The sequence below is a fragment of the Streptomyces indicus genome (assembly GCF_900100315.1).
GTDB lineage: Bacteria > Actinomycetota > Actinomycetes > Streptomycetales > Streptomycetaceae > Streptomyces > Streptomyces indicus.
Genome location: NZ_FNFF01000001.1, coordinates 568,588 through 591,249 on the forward strand (window position 1 = coordinate 568,588; position 22,662 = coordinate 591,249).

Sequence of the window (22,662 nt, forward strand, 5' to 3'; positions counted from 1 at the left end):
GCTCCCTAGCGTTTCGGGCATCGAGGTGCATTTCCGGCAACAGCGGTAAGGTCCGCGGCTGCTCCTCGGGGACCCGGAGGACTCACCATGCGTGCGATACGCACCTTCCCAGCGCTCACCCTGCTCGCTCCCGCGACCGTCTGCGCCCTCACGCTCGGCATGCCGCCCGCGCTGGCCGAGGTCAACACCGAAGCGCAGGCCGGGCCGAAGGCCGCGGCCAGGGGCGACAACAACATCACCTCGTACGGATTCAGCGTGACGCCCTCCACCATCGCCGCGGGCGGCCAGGTGACGCTGAAGGTCGACGGCTGCCAGGACACGGCCACGGCCTCCTCCGGCGTCTTCGACACGGTCCGCATCCCCTCCGGACAGAGCGCCACGGCCACCGTCGACTGGGACGCCAAGCCGGGCGCGATGTACACCGTGACGTTCAGCTGCAAGGGCGAGAACGGCACGACCAACCTGACCATCGCCTCTGGCAACAACGGCTGGACCAACCCGCCCGTCCACCACGGGGTGAAGGCGGGCATCGGCGGCAGCCTCGCCGATCTCGACTTCGGCGAGATCGCCTTCGGTGCCGCGCTGATCGCGGGCGCGCTGGGCTCGGCCCTGCACTTCGCCCGCCGCCGCCCGGCCGAGTCGGACCACTCCTGACCCGTCCGGCACCCGGGCCGCCGGGCCAGGCTGTCGCCACAACTCCTGCGCCCGGTCCATGACGTCGCCCCCGGAACCCGCGAGGTTCCGGGGGCGACGTCATGTCGACGCGGGACGTCAGGCCTTGGACTCGCCCCGGCGCCGCAGCCAGAAGACACCGCCGCCGGCGACGGCGGCCGTGACCAGGCCGGTGCCGATCGCGATGTCGGTGGAGGTGGCGCCGCTGGTGATGGAGCCGCCGGAGCCGCCCTGGCTCGGGCCGATCACCGTCAGGGCCTGGGGCTTGGTGATCGAACCGGCGCTGCCGCAGTGCACCGTGACGTCGTGCCGGCCGTACGAGGCGTTGTGGCTGACCTTGACGTTGGCGTGGGCTCCGTTGCTGGTCCCGGTGAGGGTCGCGCTTCCGTGCTCGATCGCGCTCGAGTACACGGTGCCGCCGCCCTTGCATTCGTGGGCGCTGACATTGACCGCCACATGGGCACCGCGACCCGCGACGGTCGGGTCGACGCTGATGGTGCTCGAGTCCCAGGCACCGGCCGTCGGGGCAGCGAGCCCGACGAAAGCACCGGCGATGCCCAGGGCTGCCAGGGCACGAGTAGTACGCATGTGGACCTCCGCGAAAGACGCCCCGGGGAACCTTCCCCGGTCAATCGGCGAGAGCGCCTTCCGGTTCAGACCCTCGAACGCCCTGCGCAGGCCCGCATTTCGGGGCTGGTCCGTACCGGTGAGCGACACGCCGGGCGCTTTTCCGCGGGCTCGATATCGCCGCAGGTCACAGACCGTCAGAAATGGTTTCGGCAAATGGACTCGGATGGCGCAAGTGGGCTTCGCGCACCACCCGTTCGGTGCCGACCGCATGCCGCCCTTACGCAATCCACTTAGCGTTCTCACATGCGCGTACGGCGCGGTACGACGGCCGCGCCGAGAGGGGACTGTGAATGGATTCGGCACACGGCGCAGCGGAGGAGGAGTCGCAGAAGAAGCGCGCCCCGTGGGGTGTCATAGCGCTTGTCCTGCTGACCGGCCTCGCCCTGATCCGCAACGGCTCCGGTGAATTCGCCGTCGGGCCGCCCCAGCCGGCCGCGGCGGCCGCGGCCGAGGCGGTGACGGCGGGAGAGCCGAAGACGGCCGCACCGAAGGCGCTGCCGTTCTCGATTCCCGAGCGGGTCAGGATCGACCAGATCCAGGTGAACGCGCCGATCCAGCCGGTGGGTCTGGACGCGGACGGCTGGGTGGACGCCCCGCCGCCCGAGGACCCCAATCTGGCGGGCTGGTTCACGGGGGCGGTCTCCCCCGGCGAGAACGGCACCTCGGTCGTCGTCGGCCATGTCGACAACAACCAGGGCCCCGCGGTGTTCTACGGACTCGGCTCCCTGAAAAAGGGAAACCACGTCGAGGTGAGCCGGCGGGACGGAAAGACGGCCGTGTTCCGGGTGTACGGCGTCGAGGTCTTCTCGAAGGCGAACTTCCCGGGCGGAAAGGTCTACAACTCCACGGGAGTTCCGGAGCTCCGGGTCATCACCTGCGGCGGCGGATTCACCAAGAAGGACGGCTACGACGGGAATGTCGTGGTGTTCGCCCGGCTTGTCGAGGTGCGCTGAGCGGGCGGTCGGCGACAGACAAAAGGGCCGCGCTTCCGGAATCCGATTCCGGAAGCGCGGCCCTTTTGTCCGCCTGAAGCGCGGGCAATTCCGCGCGGGAAGCTAGACGGACCGGCGGCGCGGCAGTCCGAAGCGGTAGCCGTCGTCGAGAAGCCGGGGCAGATAGATCCGCAGCGCGTCCACGCTCTGGCTGCGGTTGCCGCCCGCGTCGTGGTTGAGGACCACCACGCCCGAACCGGCGCCCCTGAGCACGTTGTCGACGATCTTCCGGGTGCCGGGCTCGGTCCAGTCCAGCGAGTCCGTCGTCCAGGCCAGTGGCTCCATGCCGGCCCCGGCGCCGATCTCGAACGCGGCCCGGTTCCACGCCCCGTACGGCGCACGGAACCACAACGGCGCCTCCCCCACTGTGCGCCGGACGACCTCGCTGGTGGACTCGATCTCGGAGCGCACCGCGGCGCGGCCGAGGCGGAGCAACTGGGGGTGCGTCCAGGTGTGGTTGCCGATGACATGGCCGTCGTCGATCATCTCGCGCAGCAGATCGGGCGAGGCGGCGGCCATCTCGCCGCAGACGAAGAACATCGCGCGCACGTCGTACTGGCGCAGGGTGCGCAGGATGCCCGGGGTGTAGCGGGGATCGGGGCCGTCGTCGAAGGTGAGCACCATCGTGCGGTCGCGGCTGGCCAGGCGCAGGATCGGCTTGGAGCGCACGGGCGCCGCGGCGGGCAGCCCGCGGGCCGGTCCGTAGCCGGTCAGCGGTCTGAGGCGGTACGCGGAGGGCTTCTGCGGACGGCTGAGGGCCGGGGCGCCGGCCGCCGGGCCGGCGGCGGGCGGAGCGGACCCCTGGCTGCTGAAGCAGCCGGCGGTCGTGGCGAGGGGGACGAGGGAGAGGCCGGCGGCGCCGCGCAGCAGCGCACGACGCCCCGGAAGCGGTTCTTCCTTTTTCATGACTATTACGTCGCACGGCCGAGGCCGCCCGGGCCCCATCAACACGGCGCCGCCCGCAGAAGCACCTGCCCGGACCGTCCCGGGATGCGCACGCCCCGGCGGGGGCGTACAAGGAGGGAGGTCAGCGGCGGCGCACGAGCGGGAACGGCAGGGTCTCGCGGATCGTCAGGCCCGTGAGGAACATGACGAGGCGGTCCACGCCGATGCCGAGGCCGCCGGTGGGCGGCATCGCGTATTCGAGGGCGTCGAGGAAGTCCTCGTCGAGTTCCATCGCCTCGGGGTCGCCGCCGGCGGCGAGCAGCGACTGGGCGGTGAGGCGGCGGCGCTGTTCGACGGGGTCGGTCAACTCCGAGTAGGCGGTGCCCAGTTCGGTGCCGAACGCGACCAGGTCCCAGCGTTCCGCGAGCCGCGGGTCGGTGCGGTGCTGGCGGGTGAGCGGGGAGACGTCGGTCGGGAAGTCCTTGTAGAACGTGGGCAGCTTGGTCTTCTCCTCGACCAGGCGCTCGTACATCTCCAGGACCACGTCGCCGCGCCCCATCTCGGCGGTGTAGGGGACACCGCTCCTGTCGCAGAGGCGGTGCAGCTCGGGCGGTTCGGTGTCGGCGGTGACCTCCTCGCCGAGTGCCTCGGAGATCGCCCCGTACACGGTCTTGACCGGCCAGAGCCCGGAGATGTCGTGCTCGACGAGCCTGCCGTCCGCGTCGGCCTTGCGCGCGACGGGCGAGCCGAAGGCGGCGGTGGCCGCGCCCTGGATGAGTTCGCGCGTGAGGTTCAGCATCACGTCGTAGTCGGCGAAGGCCTGGTAAGCCTCCAGCATCGTGAACTCGGGGTTGTGCTTGTAGGAGACGCCCTCGTTGCGGAAGGTGCGGCCCATCTCGAAGACCTTCTCCAGGCCGCCGACGCACAGCCGCTTGAGGTAGAGCTCGGGGGCGATACGGAGGTACAGGTCGAGGTCGTAGGCGTTGATGTGCGTGGTGAAGGGGCGGGCGTTGGCGCCGCCGTGGATCTGCTGGAGCATCGGCGTCTCGACCTCGAGGTAGCCGCGCTCCAACAGGCCCTGGCGCAGCGCCTGGACCGCGGTGGAGCGGGCCCGGACGACCTCGCGGGCGTCGGGGTTGGCGACCAGGTCCACGTACCGGCGGCGGACCTTGGCCTCGGGGTCGGCGAGGCCGCGGCGCTTGTCGGGCAGCGGGCGCAGGCACTTGCCGGTGAGCTGCCAGCCGGTCACGAACACGGACAGCTCGCCCTTGTCGGAGACGCCGATCTCGCCGGTGGCGGTGATGTGGTCGCCGATGTCGGTGGCGCCGGTGAAGGTGTCGAGGACCGCGGCGTGTGCGCGGGTGAAGATCAGCTGGAGGTCGCCGGACCAGTCGCGCAGATCGGCGAAGGCCACACCGCCGAAGTCGCGGATGAGCATGACGCGGCCCGCGACCGTGACCTGCTCCCCCGTGCGCGCCCCGGGCGCGAGGCCCGCGTGGGCGGCGCGGATCTCGGCGAGGGTGTGGGTGCGCTGGGCGATGCCCACCGGGTACGGGTCGATGCCCTCGTCCTGGAGCCGCGCCAGCTTGCGGTGGCGGATGCGGACCTGCTCGGGCATGGCCGCGAGCGGGTCGGCGGTCTGCGACCGGTCGGCGCCCAGGCCGAGTTCCTCGATCGAGGGCAGGCCCGCGGTGGTGGTCGGCTGCATGGACTTGGCGGGCGTGTGGCCCTTGCCCCACAGGGTGCGCAGGCTCGGCACGGAGACGAAGCCCTCGGCGATGCCGGAGGCCAGCGAGACCCGGGCGAGCGAACCGGCGTCCCCGTAGCAGATGAAGCGCGGGTACCACTCGGGGTCGTACTTGGCGTTGGAGCGGTAGAGCGCCTCCAGCTGGAACCACTTCGAGAAGAACAGGAGCAGCTTGCGCCAGAGCCGCAGGACCGGGCCCGCGCCGATGCGGGCGCCTTCCTCGAAGACCGAGCGGAACACGGCGAAGTTGAGGGAGATCCTGCGGACGCCCAACTTGCCGACGTTGGCGCACAGTTCGCTGACCATGAACTCCATGACGCCGTTCGGCGCGCTGCGGTCGCGGCGCATCAGGTCGAGCGAGATGCCGTCCTTGCCCCAGGGCACGAAGGAGAGCAGGGCGAGCAGCTTGCCGTCGGCGTCGTGGCACTCGCACAGCAGGCAGTCGCCGTCCTGCGGGTCGCCGAGCCGGTCGAGCGCCATGGAGAAGCCGCGCTCGGTCTCGGTGTCGCGCCAGGCGTCGGCGCGGTCGACGATCTGCTCCATCTCCTCCTCGCTGAGCGTGGAGTGACGGCGGATCCGGCAGGTGGCGCCGGTGCGCTTGACGCGGTTGACGGCCTGGCGGGTCACCCGCATCTCGCGGCCGTCCAGGTCGAACTTCTGCACGTACAGGATCGCCTCGTCGCCGAGTTCCAGGGCGCCCATGCCGTGGCGCGCGAAGGCCTTGGCGCCCTCCTCGGACGCGCCCATCACGGCGGGCGCCCACGCGTACCGCCGGGCGATCTCCAGCCAGGCCTCGATCGCCTGGTCCCAGGCGCCGGGGTCGCCCACGGGGTCGCCGCTGGCGAGGCAGACACCGGCCTCGACCCGGTAGGTGACGGCGGCCTTGCCGCTCGGGGCGAAGACGACGGCCTTGTCGCGCCGGGTGGCGAAGTAGCCGAGCGAGTCGTTCTCGCCGTACACCCCGAGCAGCGCCCTGATCCGCGCCTCCTCGTCCCCGTGCAGCGCGGCTTCGAGCCGCTGCGAACGGAAGAGGGTGAAGGCGGCGTTCAGGAGCGCGAGGGCGCCGAACAGGCCGAGGAAGAAGTAGAGCGGCCGCGGGGGCGATCCGTCGAACTGCTGGCCCGAGACCAGACCGCCGAGGACGCGGTTGGCCGCCCACGGGAAGCGGTGGCCGCGCTCCAGGGTGCCAGGGAACAGCTCGACCAGACCCCAGCCGACGAGGATCGCCACCGCGAGCCCGGCCACGAGCACGCCGAGGGCCCGCAGGAACTGTCCCCTGCGGGTCTGCGCGTAGAACTCCCGGTGGGCGAGGACCAGCACCACGAGCGCCACGCCGCACACGATCGAGGAGGTGAGGACCTCGGACCAGTGGCCCTGCGCGATCCGGATGCCGTCCCAGATCAGCAGGATCCCGAGGTACGCGACGACGAGGCGCCACGCGATGGTCTTGCGCGAGGCGCAGGCCGCGGCGAGCAGCGTCAGGAACAGGGCGTACGCGAGGTTGGCGCTGACCGGGACCGTGGCGTGGTCCAGGGCCCGCGTGACGGGGCGGGCCAGGTGCCGCAGCGGGGCGATGACCGCGAGGATGCCGCAGTACAGGCCGAGCAGGCCGAAGAAGGCCGCGAAGACGTCGGGGACCTTGCCCAGGAACCCGGAGCCGTCCGGTCTGTGCCGGTCCGCATCCTGCGTCTGGCCCGGGGATATCGCGGCTTCCACGCTGGCGTTCATGGACCGACTCTAAGAAGCCGCGGGCCGGCCCGCCCGTCGAGAGGGGCCCTCCGGGTCACACCGGGGCCCGCCTCGGCTAGCCTCACAGATGTGAGCGAAGAGCAGGTGACCGGGTTCGAGCGCGGTACGGACGGCCCCAAGGTGATCATGGTCGGGGTGGACGGCTCCGACACCTCCCTGCGGGCCGCCGCCTACGCGGGCGGCCTCGCCCGGCGGCAGAACGCGCTGCTCGCCGTGGTCTACGTGCAGCCCGTGATGGCCGCCGGCGCCGCGCTCGGCGCACCCGTCGCCGACGTGACGGACGAGATCGCCGAGGGCCTGATCACGGAGATCAAGGACGCGACCGAGCGGGTGAAGGACATCTTCTCGGTCCGGTGGGAGTTCCACACCTTCCGCGGCGACCCGTACAACGGCCTGGTCACCGCCGCGGACGAGCTCAAGGCGGACGCCGTGATCGTGGGCGCGTCCGAGCAGGCCGGGCACCGCATCGTCGGCTCGGTGGCGGTGCGCCTGGTCAAGGCGGGGCGCTGGCCCGTCACCGTGGTGCCGTAGTCCGCGAGCCCTCGGCCCGCGTCACCGTGCTGCCGTAGTCCGCGAGCCCTCGGCCCGCGTCACCGTGCTGCCGTAACCGCATCAAGTCACCCCGAACCGTCCTGGCATGGCGTCTTCCGCGCCGCCCTGCCTTGCGTCATCATGATCGGCCGTCAGGGAACACCCCCAACGACGAGGTGACGCTCATGGCCCCACTCCGGAGCGGACACGGCGTACTGCGCCGCAAGCCGATCGAACAGATCGAAGAGACCGAGAGCGGAGGGGGCGCGCTCAGCAGATCGCTGGGTCTGTGGCAGCTCACCGCGATCGGTGTCGGCGGCATCATCGGTGCCGGAATCTTCAGCCTCGCGGGCGCCGTGGCCAGCGGCACGGCCGGTCCCGCGGTCCTCATCTCCTTCCTCATCGCCGGCGTCGCGAGCGCCGCGGCCGCCTTCTCGTACGCGGAGTTCGCCGGCCTGATCCCGAAGGCGGGCTCGGCCTACACGTACGGCTACGCGGTGCTCGGCGAGCTCGCGGGCTGGTTCATCGGCTGGGACCTGCTGCTCGAGTACACGGCGATCGTGGCCGTGGTCGCGATCGGCATCTCCGGCTACTTCGGCTTCCTCGTCGAGGAGATGGGAGCCGAACTGCCCGCGTGGATGCTGGGGGCGCCCGGCACCGGCGACGGGCACAAGGTCGACCTGTTCGCCGCGATCCTGTGCCTGTTCGTGGCGTATCTGCTGACGCTCGGCATCAAGAACGCAGCCCGTTTCGAGACCGTGGTCGTGGTCCTGAAGGTGCTCGTCGTGCTGCTCGTGATCGGCGTCGGCGTCTTCCACATCGACACCGGGAACTACAACCCGTTCTTCCCGTTCGGGGTGGGCGGCGCGTTCACGGGCGCGGCGACCGTGTTCTTCGCGGTGTTCGGCTACGACGCGATGAGCACGGCCGCCGAGGAGTCCAAGGACGCGCAGCGGCACATGCCGAAGGCGATCATGTACTCGCTGGCGATCTCGATGGTCCTGTACGTCCTGGCCTGCCTGGTCCTGACCGGCATGCAGAACTACAAGGAGGTCGACCCGGAGAGCGGGTTCTCCACGGCGTTCAAGTCGGTGGGGCTCGGCGGGCTCGCGGATGTGATCGCGATCGGGGCGATCATCGGCATCCTCACGGTGATGTTCACGTTCATGCTCGGCGTCACCCGTGTGTGGTTCTCCATGTCGCGCGACGGACTGCTCCCCAAGTGGTTCGCGAAGACGCACGCCACCCGGCATGTGCCCGTACGCGTCACCTGGATCGTCGGCATCGCGTCCGCGGCCATCGCCGGGTTCCTGCCGATCGGCGAGGCGGCCGAACTCACCAACATCGGGATCCTGTTGGCGTTCGTGGTGGTGTGTGTCGCGGTGATCGTGCTGCGCTACCGGCAGCCCGAACTGCCGCGTACGTTCCGCTGCCCGGGCATGCCGGTGGTGCCGCTGCTCGGCGTCGGCTTCTCGATCTGGCTGATCACGTATCTGCAGTGGCAGACCTGGGTGCGCTTCGCGGTGTGGCTGGCGATCGGGCTGCTGATCTACTTCGGCTACTCGTACCGCCGGTCCGAGCTCGCCAAGTCCCAGAGCCCTGCGGAGAAGTGACGCGGTGAAGGACGGCGGGCCGCACCCGGATGGTCCGGGTGCGGCCCGCCGCCTCGCGTGCGCGGGCGCTCAACTCCCCATCAGGAGCCCGTCCTCGGCCGCCCCGCGGCTGAGCGAGATGCGGCGGATGCGGTCGCGTACGTCCGTGAAGTCGGCGCCCCGCTTGATCGCGGCGTTCAGATTGACCACCCGGCCGTCGCCGGTGTCGAACCACTGCGGGATGAACTCCGCCTTGGTCACCTGCCACCGGTCGCCCTGCCCCTTGGGCGGGGCGAAGGTGAAGCGGCCGATCGTGCCCTGGTTGCCGCGCGGGTCGTGGGACCCCGAGTAATTGATCATGTCGCCGGCGATCTGGTCGCCCATGCCGTAGATCACCCAGGTGCCGTTGACCTTCTCGTACGGCTGCGGCACATGGGCGTGCGTGCCGATGATGAGGTCGATGTCCGGCCGGCCGCGGGTCTGCGCCGCGGTGAGGCGCTTGGCCAGGCGCAGTTGGCGGGCGTCGGGCTGGTCCTGCCACTCGGTGCCCCAGTGCGGGCTGACCACGACCACGTCCGCGCCGGCCCGACGGGCGGCCCGCGCGTCCGCGATGATCTTCTTCTCGTCGATGAGGTTCAGGGCCCAGGGCTGCCCCTTCGGGAGCGGGTAGCCGTTGGTGCCGTAGCTGTAGGCGAGGTGGGCCACCTTCGCGCCGCCCGCCTTCAGGATCGTGGGGCGCTTGGCCTCGGCCGCGCTGCGCGCCGAACCGGCGTGCGCGATCCCGGCCTTGTCGAGCGCGTCGAGGGTGCGGCGGATACCGGCCGCGCCCGCGTCGAGGGTGTGGTTCGAGGCGGTCGAGCAGGAGTCGTAGCCGGTCGCGGCGAGGCCGTCGGCCACCTGGGGCGGCGACTTGAAGGCGGGGTAGCCGGTGTAGTCGCCGTCCGCGCCGTACACCGTCTCCATGTGGCAGATCGCCAGATCCGCCTTCGCGACCACGGGCTTGACCCCGGCGAGCATCGGCCGGAAGTCGTATCCGTCGCCGCCCGCGTCGGCGTTGGCCTGGCGGATGATCGAGGCGTGCGGCAGCACGTCGCCCGAGGCGACCAGCGTGAAGCCCTCGGCCGGCGCCGGGGCGGGGGCGGGGCCGCCCGCGGCGGACGGCGCGGGCGGCTTCTTCTCGGACGCGGGTCCCGGCGCGGGCGCGGGCTGCCCTTCGCTGCAGCCCGCGGCGGCGGTGGCCGTCAGGACGGCTGCGAGCACGGCGCCCGTGGAGCGTGCACGGAAGGATCCGGTGCGTTCAGTCATCGAACGTGACTTCCCTTGAGTGGTGAGCGAGCCGGCGGAGGGGAGATCGAGAAATCGAAATGTCCCCGTACGAATCCATCCGGGGGCATCGGGGAAGTCAAGGAGCTTTGCCGCGATGGTTGCCAATACGGAACGACTTGGCCGAACCGGAAGGTAATCACCCAATTCCGGCTGCATCCGGCTCGGGGCCGCTCACCGCGCCACTCGACGCGCCGTTCACCGAGCCGCTCGTCGCGCCGTTCGTCGCGCCGTTCGTCGCGGGTCCGACCTGCGCGCGGACCGTTCGGCGCACGGCTCGGCCGCCTGCTCGACTGCCGCCGTACGCGCGGGCCGCACGTCCGTACGACGCCGTTACGTTCACGGCGTCGGCGATGCGGCGGGAGGCCGGTCGGCCGACGAGCGAAACGGCGACGCGCGACGGAACGGAGGAGTCAACGGTGACCACCGCGATGGAGCACCCCACCCGCACCCCCGAGCAGGAGCTGGCCGAGCTCCAGGAAGCCCACGGACGCGCCTTGTTCGGCTTTCTGCTCGGTCTGACCTACGGCGACCGTCAGCGCGCGGAGGATCTGGTCCAGGAGACGCTGGTGCGCGCCTGGCAGCATCCGGAGGCGCTGCGCAGCGACCACGAGTCGATGCGGCCCTGGCTGTTCACCGTCGGCCGGCGCCTCGCGATCGACGCGCGCCGGGCCCGCCAGGCCCGGCCCGCCGAGGTGGGCGCGGAAGTCATCGAGCACGCGCCCGCCGCGGTGGTGGGCGACGGGCACGAGGAGCGCTCGGTGACCGCGCTCGACGTACGGGAGGCGCTGACGACGCTGCGCCGCGAACACCGCGACGTCCTCGTGCAGCTCTACTACCGCGGACACTCCGTGACCGAGGCCGCGCAGGCGCTCGGCATTCCCGCGGGAACCGTCAAGTCCCGTTCGCACTACGCCCTTCGGCGGCTGCGGACCGTCCTGCCCGGATACGGTGCCGGAGCGGCCCGCTGACGCCCCGGGCGTGAGCACTCTCACCCCCCGAACCCCCGGATCATGGCGAACTCCGGACCCTCACCGCCCGTAGTGTGAGGCGAGTTCTTCGGTACGGACCGTGCGCCCGACCTCTGGCGCACCGCTCGTACCACAGAGCTCGCGACGTCCCATCCGTGCAGCTGCGGAGGGGTCGATTTCGAAACCAGTGTGTCCAGTTGAGTAAAGCCGGACCCACGGGCGGGCCCGACGGTGAAGGCTGCCCCTCGGGGCTCGGAGGGGCCTCGCGGGGGCAGAGGAAAGGGAGTAGGTGGATCGGTTGCTGCCCGACAGGAGCAACGGCAGGGGTACCGGCGAACTGGCCGTGCCGATGGCATGGCTCTACGCGGAGTACATCGCCGATGAACTGCTGCGCACCGGAGACCTCGTCCCGTCGAGCACCCTGGAGTACCGGGCGGGCCGGCAGACTCTCGCCCTCACCATCTATCTGTCGGACCAGGACGACGAGCTCTCCGGCATCCGTGTCATCTCCCAGCTGGACGAATGGCTGTCCCTGACCGCGTACGGCCATCCCTGGCAGGAGTGGGTGCGCGAGCGGATGGAGCGCCGGAGCGCCGAGGGCGGCGGCCCGGACCTGGAGCTGGCGACGGAGACCTGGGAGTGGCTGCAGCGCACCGAGCTGCTCGCGGCCGATCTGGACTCCTCGCTGCAGTGGCACCGGGGCGCGATCGAGGTCGACGAGGACGACCAGGTGTGGACGCCGGCATGGGAACTGGGGCTGCCGCTAGGGCACTTGGCGATCCATCTGTTCTGAGCGGCGCGACGCCCGAAGCCTGTCCGGCCCCGGACGGTCACCCGGAGCCGTCAGTGCGAGTGCACCCCGGCGCGGTACTTCGGCACCCGTACCGTGATCTTCATGCCCGCGCCCACGCCCGTCTCGATGACGAGGCCGTACTCGTCCCCGTACACCTGACGCAGCCGGTCGTCGACGTTGGACAGGCCGAGCCCGTTGGATCCGGCTCCCTGCGGCACGTGGTCGCCCGCGAGGATCCGGCGCAGCAGCGCGGGGTCCATGCCGACGCCGTCGTCCTCGATCACGACCAGGGCCTCGGCGCCGGCGTCCTGCGCGGAGATGGAGATGCGGCACTTGTCGCGCGAGTCCTCCAGGCCGTGCTTGACGGCGTTCTCGACGAGCGGCTGGAGGCACAGGAAGGGCAGTGCGACGGGCAGCACTTCGGGGGCGACCTGGAGGGTCACCTGGAGCCGGTCGCCGAAGCGGGCGCCCGCAAGGGCCAGGTACTGCTCGATGGAGCGCAACTCGTCGGCGAGGGTGGTGAAGTCCCCGTGCCGCCGGAAGGAGTAGCGCGTGAAGTCGGCGAATTCCAGGAGGAGTTCGCGGGCGCGCTCGGGGTCGGTGCGGACGAACGAGGCGATGGCGGCGAGCGAGTTGAAGATGAAGTGCGGGGAGATCTGGGCGCGCAGAGCGCGGATCTCGGCCTCGATCAGGCGGGTGCGGGAGCGGTCGAGTTCGGCGAGTTCGAGCTGGACGGAGACCCAGCGGGCCACCTCGGTCGCGGCCCGTACGAGCACGGCGGACTCGCGTGAGCCGTAGGCGACCAGGGCGCCGAGGATGCCGTCCTCGCCGGTGAGCGGCGCGACGACGGTCCAGCGCAGCGGGCACTCGGGCAGCTCGCACTCGGTGCGCACGCTCAAGCTGCGGCCGGATTCGAGGAGTTCGCCGAGGCGGCGCAGGACGGCGTCGTTGTGGTGGCCGAGTCCGGGGCCGTCCCAGGCGAGCACGCGCTCGCGGTCGGTCAGGCACAGGGCCTCGGTGCCGAGCAGGGAGCGCAGCCGTTTGGCCGCCTTGCGCGCCGTGTCCTCGGTGAGGCCGGCGCGCAGCGGGGGCGCCGCGAGCGAGGCGGTGTGCAGCGTGTGGAAGGTGGCGCGCTCGACGGGGGTGCCGAGGTCCAGGTCGCCCTCGCCGCGCCGGGCGGTGAACCGGCCGAGCAGGAAGCCGGCCGCGAGGACGACGACACCCGCCACGACCAGGGCCGCGATCCCGATCCCGGTCATCCCTCCCCCGCCTTCCGTTCCGCCGGCTCGCCCGGCCCGTCCGCACCGCGCACGGCCCGCTCTCCTGCCTCGCCCGCGCCCCGCGCGGCCCGCTCTTCCGCCTCGCCCGCACCGCGTACGGAAGCGCCGTACTGCACTGCACGCTTGCGGACGCCGCCGAGTTCACGGGCCGGCGGCTCGCCGCGCCGCCGGGCCGACAGGTCCTCCGGCAGATGCAGGCGGGCCAGCGTGGCCGCCGTGCCCGGCGGGATGCGGGACGGCGTGAGCAGCGAGACCGCGATCATCGTGAGGAAGCCGAGCGGCACCGACCACACCGCGGGCCAGGCGAGCAGCGTGTGCGCCCAGCCGGCCGAGGGCAGTCCGGTGCGGGTGGCGAGCACGGCGGTCAGGGCCGCCCCTCCCCCGGTGACCAGGCCCGCCACCGCGCCGGGCGGGGTGAGACGGCGCCACCAGATGCCGAGCACGAGCAGCGGGCAGAAGGACGAGGCCGAGACGGCGAAGGCGAGCCCGACCGCGTCCGCCACCGGGACGTTGGTGGCGATCAGCGACACCCCGAACGGCGCGGCCATCGCGAGGGCCGCCGCGATCCTGAAGTGCCGTACCCCGCGGGTCGCGAGCACGTCCTGGTGCAGCACTCCCGCCACGGCGAGGGTGAGCCCGGACGCGGTGGACAGGAAGGCCGCGAAGGCGCCGCCCGCGAGCAGCGCCCCGAGCAGATCGCCGCCCACCCCGCCGATGAGTCGCTCGGGCAGGACGAGCACGGCCGCGTCGGCGTCGCCGGTGAGGGCGAGTTCGGGCGCGTAGATCCGGCCGAGCGCGCCGTACACGGGCGGCAGCAGGTAGAAGGCGCCCACCAGGCCGAGCACCGCCAGCGTGGTGCGGCGGGCCGCGCGTCCGTTGGGGCTGGTGTAGAAGCGGACGGCCACATGCGGCAGGCCCATGGTGCCGAGGAAGGTCGCGAGGATCAGTCCGTACGTGGCGTAGAGCCGGTACTCGTCGCGGTCGCCGGCGAGCGGGCGCGACCAGTTGGAGGTGCCGGTGCCGGTGTGCTCCTGGGTCTCGGGGACGGGGGTGCCGGACGGGAAGGACAGCCGCGTGCCGCGCTCGACGCGGTGGCTCCCCTCGTCGAGCGTGACGCGCCGCTTGTCGTACGCGGTGCCGTCGAGCTCTCCGTCGACGGTGAGCGTGAGGGGGGCGTCGAGTTCGATGCGGACGGTCGTGTCGATCCGTACCGAGGTGTGCTCGCGGAAGACGGCCGGGGCGTCGAAGCTCGCGCGCGGGGTGCCGTCCCCGAGCCACGCCACCAGCAGGAACAGGGCGGGCACGAGCAGCGCGGTGAGCTTGAGCCAGTACTGGAAGGCCTGCACGAAGGTGATGGAGCGCATGCCGCCGGCCGCCACCGCGCCCGTCACGACCAGCGCGACGACCAGGCTGCCCACCCAGCCGGGCGAGCCGGTCAGGATCTCCAGGGTGAGCCCGGCGCCCTGGAGTTGGGGCAGCAGGTAGAGCCAGCCGATGCCGACGACGAAGAGGCTCGCGAGACGGCGCACGGTCTGCGACTCGAGGCGGTCCTCGGCGAAGTCCGAGAGCGTGTACGCGCCGGAGCGCCGCAGCGGGGCGGCGACGAGGATCAGCAGCACGAGGTAGCCGGCGGTGTAGCCGACCGGATACCAGAGCATGTCCGGGCCCTGGAGCAGGACCAGGCCCGCGACGCCGAGGAAGGAGGCGGCGGAGAGGTATTCGCCGCTGATGGCCGCGGCGTTGAGGCCCGGCTGCACGGTGCGCGAGGCGACGTAGAAGTCGGAGGTGGTACGGGAGATCCGCAGGCCGAGCGCGCCGATGAGGACCGTGGCGAGCACGACGAGGGTGACGGCGGTGACGGCGTACGTCTGGTTCACGGCTGCCCCGCGCTCATGGCCGGGAGGGTCTGCGGCACGCGCCTCAGCGCCCTTCGACGAGGCCCGTGAAGTCCCGCTCGTTGCGCTCGGCCCTGCGGACGTACCAGCGGGCTATCAGGAACATCACCGGGTATACGCCCACGCCAAGCGAGACCCAGACGAACAGGGCGGGCGAGGTGTCGGAGCCGGTCACGGACTCGGGCAGCATGAACAGCAGCGGCAAGGTGGCGACGAACAGGATCAGGAGCCCGAGCGCGGTGAGGCCGGCCTTCAACTGGCTGCGCATGAGCGAGCGGACGTAGGTCGTGCCGATGGTGGTCTGCTCGTCGATCTCGAAGCGCGCGGCGGTGTGGCCGTGCGGGCGCCGCGCCTGACGCGGCACACCGGTGACGATCTCCCGGCGCGGGCCGTCGGGTGCAGCTGGCATGGGCGGTGCGCTCTCTCTGGCTCGTGCTCGTGCTCGTCCTCGTCCGGTGCGGGGTGAACGGGAGTCTACGCACGGCGGTTCACCTGGGGTAGAGCTCGGCTCCGCAGTCCTGGAGGGCCACTTCCAGTTCGACGTACGACTCCTCGGCGCGCCGGAAGGCCAGTTGCAGCGCGGCTTCGGCGCGCGGCCCGGTGAACGGGGCGGCCGCCTCCTGCGCCTCGTCGAGGATCTCGGCCCACCGGGCGGCGACGCGCTTGAGGCCGGCGAGGTAGCGCACCGCCTCCGCCCGGTCCGCCGGCGGCCCGGGCAGCGCCCGCACCTCCCTGACCAGCGCCTCGACTTCGGATGGAGCGGGCACGTCGGACTTCCCTCCCGTCGACCGGCGCCAGGCTAGGCACCCGCCCTCCCCCACGACCAGCCACGCGTCGCCGGACGGCGGGTGGGGTGCGGTGAGCGGTCGGGTCGGACGGTGTGCGGTCGGGGGGGGCGTTCACGCCGGCGCAGGCCAGAGTGGGCCGTCGCCCGTACGGAGGAGGGCACGGCGCGGGGGTACCGGGGGCGGAGCCCCCGTGGTCGGGGTGTGGGGCGTCAGCCCCACACCCCGACCACCCGCCGCGGAGCGGCGGAGCAGGGTGCGGGGACGACCCCGGCAAGGTGCACGCGGACCGAGACCACCTCAACGACGAGCGTGCCGCATCAGGAGGTCCCGCACCTCGCGTGCATGGCGGCGGCTCACCGCCAGTTCCGCGCCGCCCACCCGCACCGTCGTCGCACCCGCGTCCAGGCGCAGTTCGTCGATGCGGCCCAGCGCGACGAGGTGGCGCCGGTGTATGCGGACGAACCCGCGCGCGGCCCAGCGCTCCTCCAGCGTGGAGAGCGGGATCCGCACCAGGTGGCTGCCCTCGTCCGTGTACAGCCGCGCGTAGTCCCCGTGGGCCTCGACGTACGCGATGTCGTCGATCGGGATGAAGCGCGTGACGCCGCCCAGTTCGACGGGGATCTGGTCCGGCGCCGAGTCCACCGCGACGGGTGTGGCGGGCACGGGGGCCGCCGCGGCCGCCTTGCCGGTCAGGTCGCTGACCCGGCGCACCGCCTCGGCGAGGCGCTCGCGCCGTACGGGCTTGAGCACGTAGTCGACGGCCTTCAGGTCGAAGGCCTGCACGGCGAACCCTTCGTGCGCGGTGACGAACACGATCAGCGGCGGCCGCGCGAACCCCGCGAGCAGCCGGGCGACATCGAGACCGGTGAGCCCTGCCATGTGGATGTCGAGGAACACCACGTCGATGGCGTCCTCGCCGTCGGGCCCGGCGTCCAGCGCACGGTTGATCCTGCGCAGCGCCTCGGTGGCGTCGGTGGCGCCCTCGGCGCTGCGCACCCGGGAGTCGGCGCGCAGCAGGAAGAGCAGCTCTTCGAGCGCGGGCTTCTCGTCGTCGACGGCCAGTACACGCAGCATGCGGCGGAGTGTATGCCGCCCCGTGCCCGGTGGACACAGGTGCCGTACGGGGCGGGGGCGGCCGGCGGAATTCCCGGAGGCGTTGAGCAGTAACACCCGATGTCCCGTATTGCAGGGGGACACGTTGCAGGGGCCTGGTTCCCCTCGCGTCTCACGTGGGGCGTCACCCCGGCCGTCCCGCACAGCTCCGTACGACCTCGCAGGAGAAGGAACGCCCATGAGCGCCGCGCAGCACCAGGACGTCGCCGCCTACGCGCTGGGCGTTCTGGAACCCGCGGACAGTCTGGAGGTCGAGGCCCACCTGGGCGACTGCCTGCCGTGCGCCGCCGAACTCGCCGCATTCTCGCGGGTGGTGGCGCTCCTCGCACCGCTGACGGAGCCGCACGCGCTTCCGCCCGCACGCGCGACCACCTCCGCCCCCTCGCCGCCGCTGCTCGACCGCCTGCTCGCAACGGTCCGGCGCGCCCGCCGTACGAGCCGGCTGCGTCTGGTGGCCGCGGCCGTGGCGGTGCTCATCGCCGCACCGGCCGGGACCGTGCACCTGCGCGATGAGCAGCCGCACGTGCTCGACGCACGGTCCGGGACCGTCGCGGCAAGCCTCGCGCTCCAACCGCAGGCGTGGGGCACGGGTGTGGCCCTGCGCATGGACGGTCTCGACGGCCCGCGGCGCTGCGAGCTGGTCGCGGTGGGAACGGACGGCGCGGAGGAGACGGTGCTCAGCTGGTCGGTGCCGCAAGGGGGTTACGGCTTCCCGGGCCGCACGGGCCACGAGCGGCCGCTCCGCGCGGAGGGCGGGACCGGGCTGCGCGCGGACCAGATCCGGCGGTTCGAGGTACGGACGCTGGACGGCACACGCGTCCTCACCATCCCGGCGCACTGACGGCACACACGTGCTCACCATCCCGGCGCACTGACCATCCTCACGAACCGCCCCTGCGACCGCCCTACTTGAGCAGCCGCGACAACCGCCGGTCCGCGAGCGGCTTCCCTCCGGTCTGGCACCTGGGGCAGTACTGCAACGAGGAGTCGCTGAAGGACACCTCGCGGATCGTGTCCCCGCACACCGGACAGGCCTCCCCCGTCCGCCCGTGCACCCTGAGGCCGCTCTTCTTCTCCGACTTCAGCCGGCCCGCGGCCACCCCGCGCGAGCGCTCCACCGCCTCCGCGAGCGTGCCGCGCATGGCCTCGTACAGCGTGTGCCGCTCGTCCTCGGTGAGACGTCCCGCGATCTTGTACGGGGACATCCGGGCCACGTGCAGGATCTCGTCGCTGTACGCATTGCCGATCCCCGCGATCAGGCTCTGGTCGCGCAGGGCACCCTTGATGCGGCGGCGTTCGTCCTTGAGGAGTGCGGCGAACGCGGCCTCGTCGAAGTCCTCGGCGAGCGGGTCGGGGCCGAGCCGGGCGATGCCCGGGACGTCCTGCGGGTCGTGCACCACGTACACCGCGAGCCGCTTCTGGGTCCCCGCCTCGGTCAGGTCGAAGCCCCGGCCGTCGTCGAGGGCGACGCGCAGGGCGAGGGGCCCTTTGCCCGGCTTGGGCGGGCCGTCCGGCAGCCGGTCCTTCCAGTGCAGCCAGCCCGCGCGGGCGAGATGGGTGACGAGGTGCAGCCCGTCCAGGTCGAGGTCGAGGAACTTCCCGTGCCGCGCGACACCCGTGACGGGCCGGCCCTCCAGGGCGCCGAGTGGCGGGTCGTAAGTCTTCAGGACACTGATCGCCACCGGCAGGACACGGGCGATCCGGGCCTCGGCGAGATGCTCGGTCAGGAAGACCCTGAGGGCCTCCACCTCCGGAAGTTCGGGCATGATCCCACCTTGGCACGGGCCACTGACAGCCGCGCACCGCGCCGATGCACACGCCGGATCCGGCTCGGGACCGTTCCAGCGTCTCCCACATTCGGGATAGCATCCCGGATATGGGAGACGACATCGACGCACGGCTGGCCCAGCGCCTCGCCGCCCTGCGCACCGAACGCGGCTGGTCCCTGGACGAGTTGGCCACCCGCTCCGGTGTCAGCCGGTCCACGCTCTCGCGCCTGGAGCGCGGCGAGATCAGCCCGACGACCTCGCTGCTCAACCGCCTCTGCGCGGCGTACGAGCGCACCATGTCCCGGCTGCTCACGGAGGTCGAGGGCGAGCAGGCCCAGCTGGTGCGCGCGGAGCGGCAGCGCGTGTGGAACGACACGGAGTCCGGTTTCGTCCGGCGCTCGGTCTCCCCGCCGCACGCGGGGCTCCGCGGCGAGCTGGTCGAGGGCACGCTGCGCCCCGGCGCGGACATCTCCTACGACGGACCGCCGGTCCCGGGGCTCGAGCAGCACATCTATGTGCTCGAGGGCACGCTGGACGTGAGCGTGCAGAACGAGACGTACGCGCTGGCGACCGGCGACTGTCTCCGCTTCCGCCTGTGGGGGCCCTCGCGTTTCCGCTGCACCTCCGAAGGACCGGTGCGCTACGTGATCGCCGTGGTGCTGCCGTGAGCGGTATATCCGAGGCGCGCGAGACCCGCGAGGGAGAGCGGTTCTCCGCGCGTGAGCGCCGTATTCTCGCCGTCTGTCTCGCGGCCGGGTTCACCTCCCTGCTCGACCAGTCGGTGCTCAACATCGCCGTGCCCGCCCTGCGGGACGCCCTGGCCGCCGACGCGGCACAGCTGCAATGGATCGTGGCCGGGTACTCGCTGGCCTTCGGTGTGGCGCTCGTGCCGGGCGGGCGGCTCGGCGACGTGCACGGCCGCAAGCCCTTCTTCCTCGCGGGCATGGCGCTCTTCGTGCTCGGCGGCCTGCTGTCGAGCTGCGCCCAGGACGCCTGGCTCGTGGTGGGCGCGCGGCTGTTCCAGGGGCTGGGTGCCGGGCTGGTCAACGCGCAGGTGATCGGCACCATCCAGGACGTGTTCCGCGGCGCCGCGCGGGCGCGGGCGCTCGGGATGTACGCGGTGACGGCGGGGATCGCGACCGCGCTCGGGCCCCCGGTGGGCGGTGCGCTGATCGCCGCGGCGGGGGCCGAGCCGGGCTGGCGGTTCGCGGTCCTGCTGAACGTGCCCTTCGCCGTGGCCACGCTCGTGGCCGGCGCCCGCTTCCTGCCGCGGCAGCGGCCGGTCAATGCGTCCGCCGGGCTCGATCTGCCGGGTGTCGCGCTGTTCGCGGGCCTGACCGTCCTCATCATGCTGCCGTTCATCCGCTCCGGCGGATATCTCGCCTACGGAGCCGGGGCGGCGGCCCTCGCGGTGGCGCTCGTGCTCCAGCAGCGGGCCCGGGCGCGCTCGGGACGGCGCCCGCTCGTGCATCCGGCGCTCACCCGCTCCGCGCCGTTCGCGCTCGGCACGGGCGTGGCGATGGCCCAGTTCGGCGCCTCGCTCGCGAACGGCATGGTCCTCGCCGTGTTCCTCCAGGCCGAGCTCGGTCTGTCCCCCATGACGGCGGCTCTGGTGATGCTGCCGCAGGCGGTCGGCATGGGTGCCACGTCCACCTTCGCGTGGCGGGTGGTGCGCCGGTTCGGCGAACACCGCGTGATCACCTCCGGGCTCACGCTGTCCGCCCTCGCCCTGCTGTCGGGAGGTATCGCGACGCTGTACGTGCCGGCCGGTGCGCTGCCGTGGGTGCTCGCCCTGTGCCAGCTGTGCGCGGGGGCCGCGACCGGGTTCACCGTCGCGCCGACCCAGGCCCAGGTCCTGCGGCACGCGCCGGCCGAGGCGGCCGGGGTGGCGGGCGGGCTGCTCCAGATGTCGCAGCGCATGGCGGCGGCGGTGTTCATCAGCGCCGTCTCCGGGCTCTATCTGCACTCCTCGGCCGCGTCCCTCGGACTGCCGGGGATGCGCCGGGCGTTCTGGCACGCCTCGCTGGCCTGCACCGCGATCGTCGGGGCGGGCCTGCTGATCTCCGTACTCCATCGCCGTGCGGGCGCAAAGCCCACGCCGGTCCGGACCGCGCTCCCCGCGCCCCAGGGAAAGGAACTCACCCCGTGAGCACGCACGTTGTGACCCCGCACACGACCGCGCCCGGCGGCCCGCCGACCGTCACGAGGCTGACCGCCGCCGGACTCGATGCCGAGGCGGACGCGCTCGGCGAGCTGCTGGCCGCGACCGTGGCGGGCGGCGCCTCGCTCGGCTTCCTCGCGGGCCTCGACGCCGCGCAGGCGGCGCAGTGGTGGCGTTCGCTGTCCGCCGAGGTCGCGGCCGGACGGCTCGTCGTCTGGGTGGCGCACGTCGAGGGACGCCTGGCGGGGACGGTCGGTCTGGCGCCGGTGGCCAAGGACAACGGGCGGCACCGCGCCGAAGTGGTGAAGCTGATGGTCGCGCCGGCCGCCCGCGGCCGTGGAGTGGCCCGCCGACTGCTCGATATGGCCGAGGAGTTCGCGGCGGGGGCGGGGATCACCCTGCTCACGCTGGACACGGAGACGGGCAGTCCGGCGGAGCGCCTGTACCGGGCCGCCGGGTGGACGCCGACGGGAACGGTGCCGGACTACGCGGCGGATCCGGCCGGAAAGCTGATGCCGTCCACGTTCTTCCACAAGACGCTCACGCCCGCCTGACCCGCCCGGGTCGCGGACGCGCTCAGCGCATCTCCTTCTCGAACCACGCCACGTCCCAGTAGCGCCCGAACTTCCGGCCGACCTCGCGGTGCGTGCCGGCGGGCTTGAAGCCGAAGCGCTCGTGCAGCCGGAACGAGGCCTCGTTCGGGACGGTGACCGCCGCGTACGCGCGGTGCACGTCCTCTTCAGCGAGCGCTTCGAACAGGGCGGAGTAGAGCCGGCTGCCCAGGCCCCGGCCGCCGTACTCGGGCGCGAGGTAGACGGAGGTCTCGACGGAGGTCAGATACGCGAGCTTCGGGCGGAAGGAGCTGCTGGTCGCATAGCCGACCACCGCCCCGTCCTGCTCCGCGACGAGCAGCCGGTGCGGTCCGGTCTCCGGGTGGGCGTGCAGCCAGGCGCGGCGCTCGTCGACCGTGATCGGGTCGATGTCGAAGGTGATCGCCGTCTCGGCGATGTAGTGGTTGTAGATCCGCGTGAGCTCCTCGAGGTCCCCCTCGTGCCCCGCCCTGATCAGCGCCGTCGTGCTCTGCTGCATCGTGCCTCCTCGACCGCCGACGGTACCGCAGGCACGCGCCCCGTCGCGAGCTCGTTTGCCCAGGTCAGAGGCGAGCCCGCGGGACACGTTCCCGGGGGTGTGGCCATGGCACCCCCGCGGGGATGTCAGGATGGGGCCCATGACAATCAAGGCCTACTTCGACATCACCATCGACGACGCCCCTGCCGGGCGGATCACGTTCAACCTCTTCGATGACGTCGTCCCGAAGACGGCGGAGAACTTCCGCGCGCTGTGCACCGGCGAGAAGGGCTTCGGCTACAAGGGCTCCCCGTTCCACCGGGTCATCCCGGAGTTCATGCTCCAGGGCGGTGACTTCACCAACGGCAACGGCACCGGCGGCAGGAGCATCTACGGCGAGGAGTTCCCCGACGAGAACTTCCAGCTGAAGCACGACCGCCCGGGCCTGCTCTCGATGGCCAACCGCGGCCCGAACACCAACGGTTCGCAGTTCTTCGTCACCACCGTCGTGACGCCGTGGCTGGACGGCAAGCACGTCGTGTTCGGCGAGGTCGCCGACGAGGAGTCGATGAAGCTCGTCAAGAAGATCGAGTCGCTCGGCTCGGGCAGCGGCCGCACCCGCGCCGCGATCGCCGTGGCCGACTCCGGCGTTCTCTGAGTCCGCTTCACGGCACACGCCTTCGGTGGCCCCGGTCCGCGTGTC

General features: G+C 72.1%; 22 protein-coding genes. 11 read left to right on the top strand and 11 right to left on the bottom strand.

The window, feature by feature from the left end:
- The first annotated feature begins 87 nt into the window (after window positions 1-87).
- Window positions 88-654: a hypothetical protein gene (locus tag BLT97_RS02600; RefSeq protein ID WP_245769101.1), complete on the top strand. Its 567-nt coding sequence runs from the start codon at window positions 88-90 to the stop codon at window positions 652-654.
- 117 nt (window positions 655-771) lie between these two features.
- Here BLT97_RS02600 and BLT97_RS02605 read toward each other — a convergent pair whose 3' ends face one another.
- A complete protein-coding gene (locus BLT97_RS02605; RefSeq protein ID WP_093606978.1) occupies window positions 772-1,260 on the bottom strand; it encodes a hypothetical protein in 489 nt (162 codons plus the stop codon).
- Between the two features lie 332 nt (window positions 1,261-1,592).
- Between BLT97_RS02605 and BLT97_RS02610 the strand changes: the two genes are divergently transcribed.
- Window positions 1,593-2,255, top strand: a complete 663-nt coding sequence (locus BLT97_RS02610; RefSeq protein ID WP_093606979.1) for a class F sortase — start codon at window positions 1,593-1,595, stop codon at window positions 2,253-2,255.
- A gap of 102 nt (window positions 2,256-2,357) precedes the next feature.
- Here BLT97_RS02610 and BLT97_RS02615 read toward each other — a convergent pair whose 3' ends face one another.
- Window positions 2,358-3,200, bottom strand: a complete 843-nt coding sequence (locus BLT97_RS02615; RefSeq protein ID WP_093606980.1) for a polysaccharide deacetylase family protein — start codon at window positions 3,198-3,200, stop codon at window positions 2,358-2,360.
- Window positions 3,201-3,321: 121 nt separating this feature from the next.
- Window positions 3,322-6,654, bottom strand: a complete 3,333-nt coding sequence (gene lysX, locus BLT97_RS02620) for a bifunctional lysylphosphatidylglycerol synthetase/lysine--tRNA ligase LysX (RefSeq protein WP_093606981.1) — start codon at window positions 6,652-6,654, stop codon at window positions 3,322-3,324.
- Window positions 6,655-6,801: 147 nt separating this feature from the next.
- Here lysX and BLT97_RS02625 point away from each other — a divergent pair, with 147 nt between their 5' ends.
- Both BLT97_RS02625 and BLT97_RS02630 read left to right on the top strand, forming a co-directional pair.
- On the top strand, window positions 6,802-7,206 hold the full coding sequence (locus BLT97_RS02625) for a universal stress protein (RefSeq protein WP_425442658.1): 405 nt from the start codon (window positions 6,802-6,804) through the stop codon (window positions 7,204-7,206).
- Window positions 7,207-7,391: 185 nt separating this feature from the next.
- Window positions 7,392-8,819, top strand: coding sequence for an amino acid permease (locus BLT97_RS02630; RefSeq protein ID WP_093606983.1), 1,428 nt, complete (start codon window positions 7,392-7,394; stop codon window positions 8,817-8,819).
- Between the two features lie 69 nt (window positions 8,820-8,888).
- Here BLT97_RS02630 and BLT97_RS02635 read toward each other — a convergent pair whose 3' ends face one another.
- A complete protein-coding gene (locus tag BLT97_RS02635; RefSeq protein WP_093606984.1) occupies window positions 8,889-10,103 on the bottom strand; it encodes a CapA family protein in 1,215 nt (404 codons plus the stop codon).
- A 449-nt stretch (window positions 10,104-10,552) separates the two neighbouring features.
- Between BLT97_RS02635 and BLT97_RS02640 the strand changes: the two genes are divergently transcribed.
- Window positions 10,553-11,092 carry a sigma-70 family RNA polymerase sigma factor gene (locus BLT97_RS02640; RefSeq protein WP_093607720.1) on the top strand — a complete coding sequence of 180 codons (540 nt, stop codon included), beginning with the start codon at window positions 10,553-10,555 and terminating at the stop codon, window positions 11,090-11,092.
- Window positions 11,093-11,441: 349 nt separating this feature from the next.
- A complete protein-coding gene (locus BLT97_RS02645; RefSeq protein ID WP_093607721.1) occupies window positions 11,442-11,885 on the top strand; it encodes a hypothetical protein in 444 nt (147 codons plus the stop codon).
- A gap of 50 nt (window positions 11,886-11,935) precedes the next feature.
- On the opposite strand, the gene BLT97_RS02650 is transcribed toward BLT97_RS02645, so the two are convergent.
- From BLT97_RS02650 to BLT97_RS02670, 5 genes are all read right to left on the bottom strand, one after another.
- Complete coding sequence (locus BLT97_RS02650; RefSeq protein WP_093606985.1) at window positions 11,936-13,144, bottom strand: histidine kinase; 1,209 nt, start codon at window positions 13,142-13,144, stop codon at window positions 11,936-11,938.
- The gene (locus BLT97_RS02655) at window positions 13,141-15,042 is read right to left on the bottom strand and encodes a sodium/solute symporter (protein ID WP_093606986.1); all 1,902 of its coding nucleotides are present in this window, start codon (window positions 15,040-15,042) and stop codon (window positions 13,141-13,143) included. The genes BLT97_RS02650 and BLT97_RS02655 overlap by 4 nt, the downstream gene beginning before the upstream one ends.
- A 43-nt stretch (window positions 15,043-15,085) precedes the next feature.
- Window positions 15,086-15,469 (bottom strand): hypothetical protein, encoded by a 384-nt coding sequence (locus tag BLT97_RS02660; protein WP_093606987.1) that lies wholly within the window; start codon window positions 15,467-15,469, stop codon window positions 15,086-15,088.
- 79 nt (window positions 15,470-15,548) lie between these two features.
- Window positions 15,549-15,827: a hypothetical protein gene (locus BLT97_RS02665; RefSeq protein WP_093606988.1), complete on the bottom strand. Its 279-nt coding sequence runs from the start codon at window positions 15,825-15,827 to the stop codon at window positions 15,549-15,551.
- 318 nt (window positions 15,828-16,145) lie between these two features.
- Window positions 16,146-16,922: a LytR/AlgR family response regulator transcription factor gene (locus tag BLT97_RS02670; protein WP_093606989.1), complete on the bottom strand. Its 777-nt coding sequence runs from the start codon at window positions 16,920-16,922 to the stop codon at window positions 16,146-16,148.
- Window positions 16,923-17,139: 217 nt separating this feature from the next.
- Between BLT97_RS02670 and BLT97_RS02675 the strand changes: the two genes are divergently transcribed.
- Complete coding sequence (locus BLT97_RS02675; protein ID WP_093606990.1) at window positions 17,140-17,802, top strand: anti-sigma factor family protein; 663 nt, start codon at window positions 17,140-17,142, stop codon at window positions 17,800-17,802.
- Window positions 17,803-17,866: 64 nt separating this feature from the next.
- Here the strand turns inward: BLT97_RS02675 and BLT97_RS02680 are convergent, their stop codons facing one another.
- Window positions 17,867-18,727, bottom strand: a complete 861-nt coding sequence (locus BLT97_RS02680) for an Fpg/Nei family DNA glycosylase (protein ID WP_093606991.1) — start codon at window positions 18,725-18,727, stop codon at window positions 17,867-17,869.
- A gap of 110 nt (window positions 18,728-18,837) precedes the next feature.
- On the opposite strand from BLT97_RS02680, the gene BLT97_RS02685 reads away from it, so the two are divergent.
- From BLT97_RS02685 to BLT97_RS02695, 3 genes are read left to right on the top strand one after another with little or no spacing between them, the layout of a single operon-like run.
- On the top strand, window positions 18,838-19,398 hold the full coding sequence (locus tag BLT97_RS02685) for a helix-turn-helix domain-containing protein (RefSeq protein ID WP_093607722.1): 561 nt from the start codon (window positions 18,838-18,840) through the stop codon (window positions 19,396-19,398).
- On the top strand, window positions 19,395-20,879 hold the full coding sequence (locus BLT97_RS02690) for an MFS transporter (RefSeq protein ID WP_176953615.1): 1,485 nt from the start codon (window positions 19,395-19,397) through the stop codon (window positions 20,877-20,879). The genes BLT97_RS02685 and BLT97_RS02690 overlap by 4 nt, the downstream gene beginning before the upstream one ends.
- On the top strand, window positions 20,876-21,445 hold the full coding sequence (locus BLT97_RS02695) for a GNAT family N-acetyltransferase (RefSeq protein WP_425442632.1): 570 nt from the start codon (window positions 20,876-20,878) through the stop codon (window positions 21,443-21,445). The genes BLT97_RS02690 and BLT97_RS02695 overlap by 4 nt, the downstream gene beginning before the upstream one ends.
- Before the next feature lie 22 nt (window positions 21,446-21,467).
- On the opposite strand, the gene BLT97_RS02700 is transcribed toward BLT97_RS02695, so the two are convergent.
- Complete coding sequence (locus BLT97_RS02700) at window positions 21,468-21,980, bottom strand: GNAT family N-acetyltransferase (RefSeq protein WP_093606993.1); 513 nt, start codon at window positions 21,978-21,980, stop codon at window positions 21,468-21,470.
- 139 nt (window positions 21,981-22,119) lie between these two features.
- Here BLT97_RS02700 and BLT97_RS02705 point away from each other — a divergent pair, with 139 nt between their 5' ends.
- Window positions 22,120-22,617, top strand: a complete 498-nt coding sequence (locus BLT97_RS02705; RefSeq protein ID WP_093606994.1) for a peptidylprolyl isomerase — start codon at window positions 22,120-22,122, stop codon at window positions 22,615-22,617.
- Window positions 22,618-22,662: the final 45 nt, after the last annotated feature.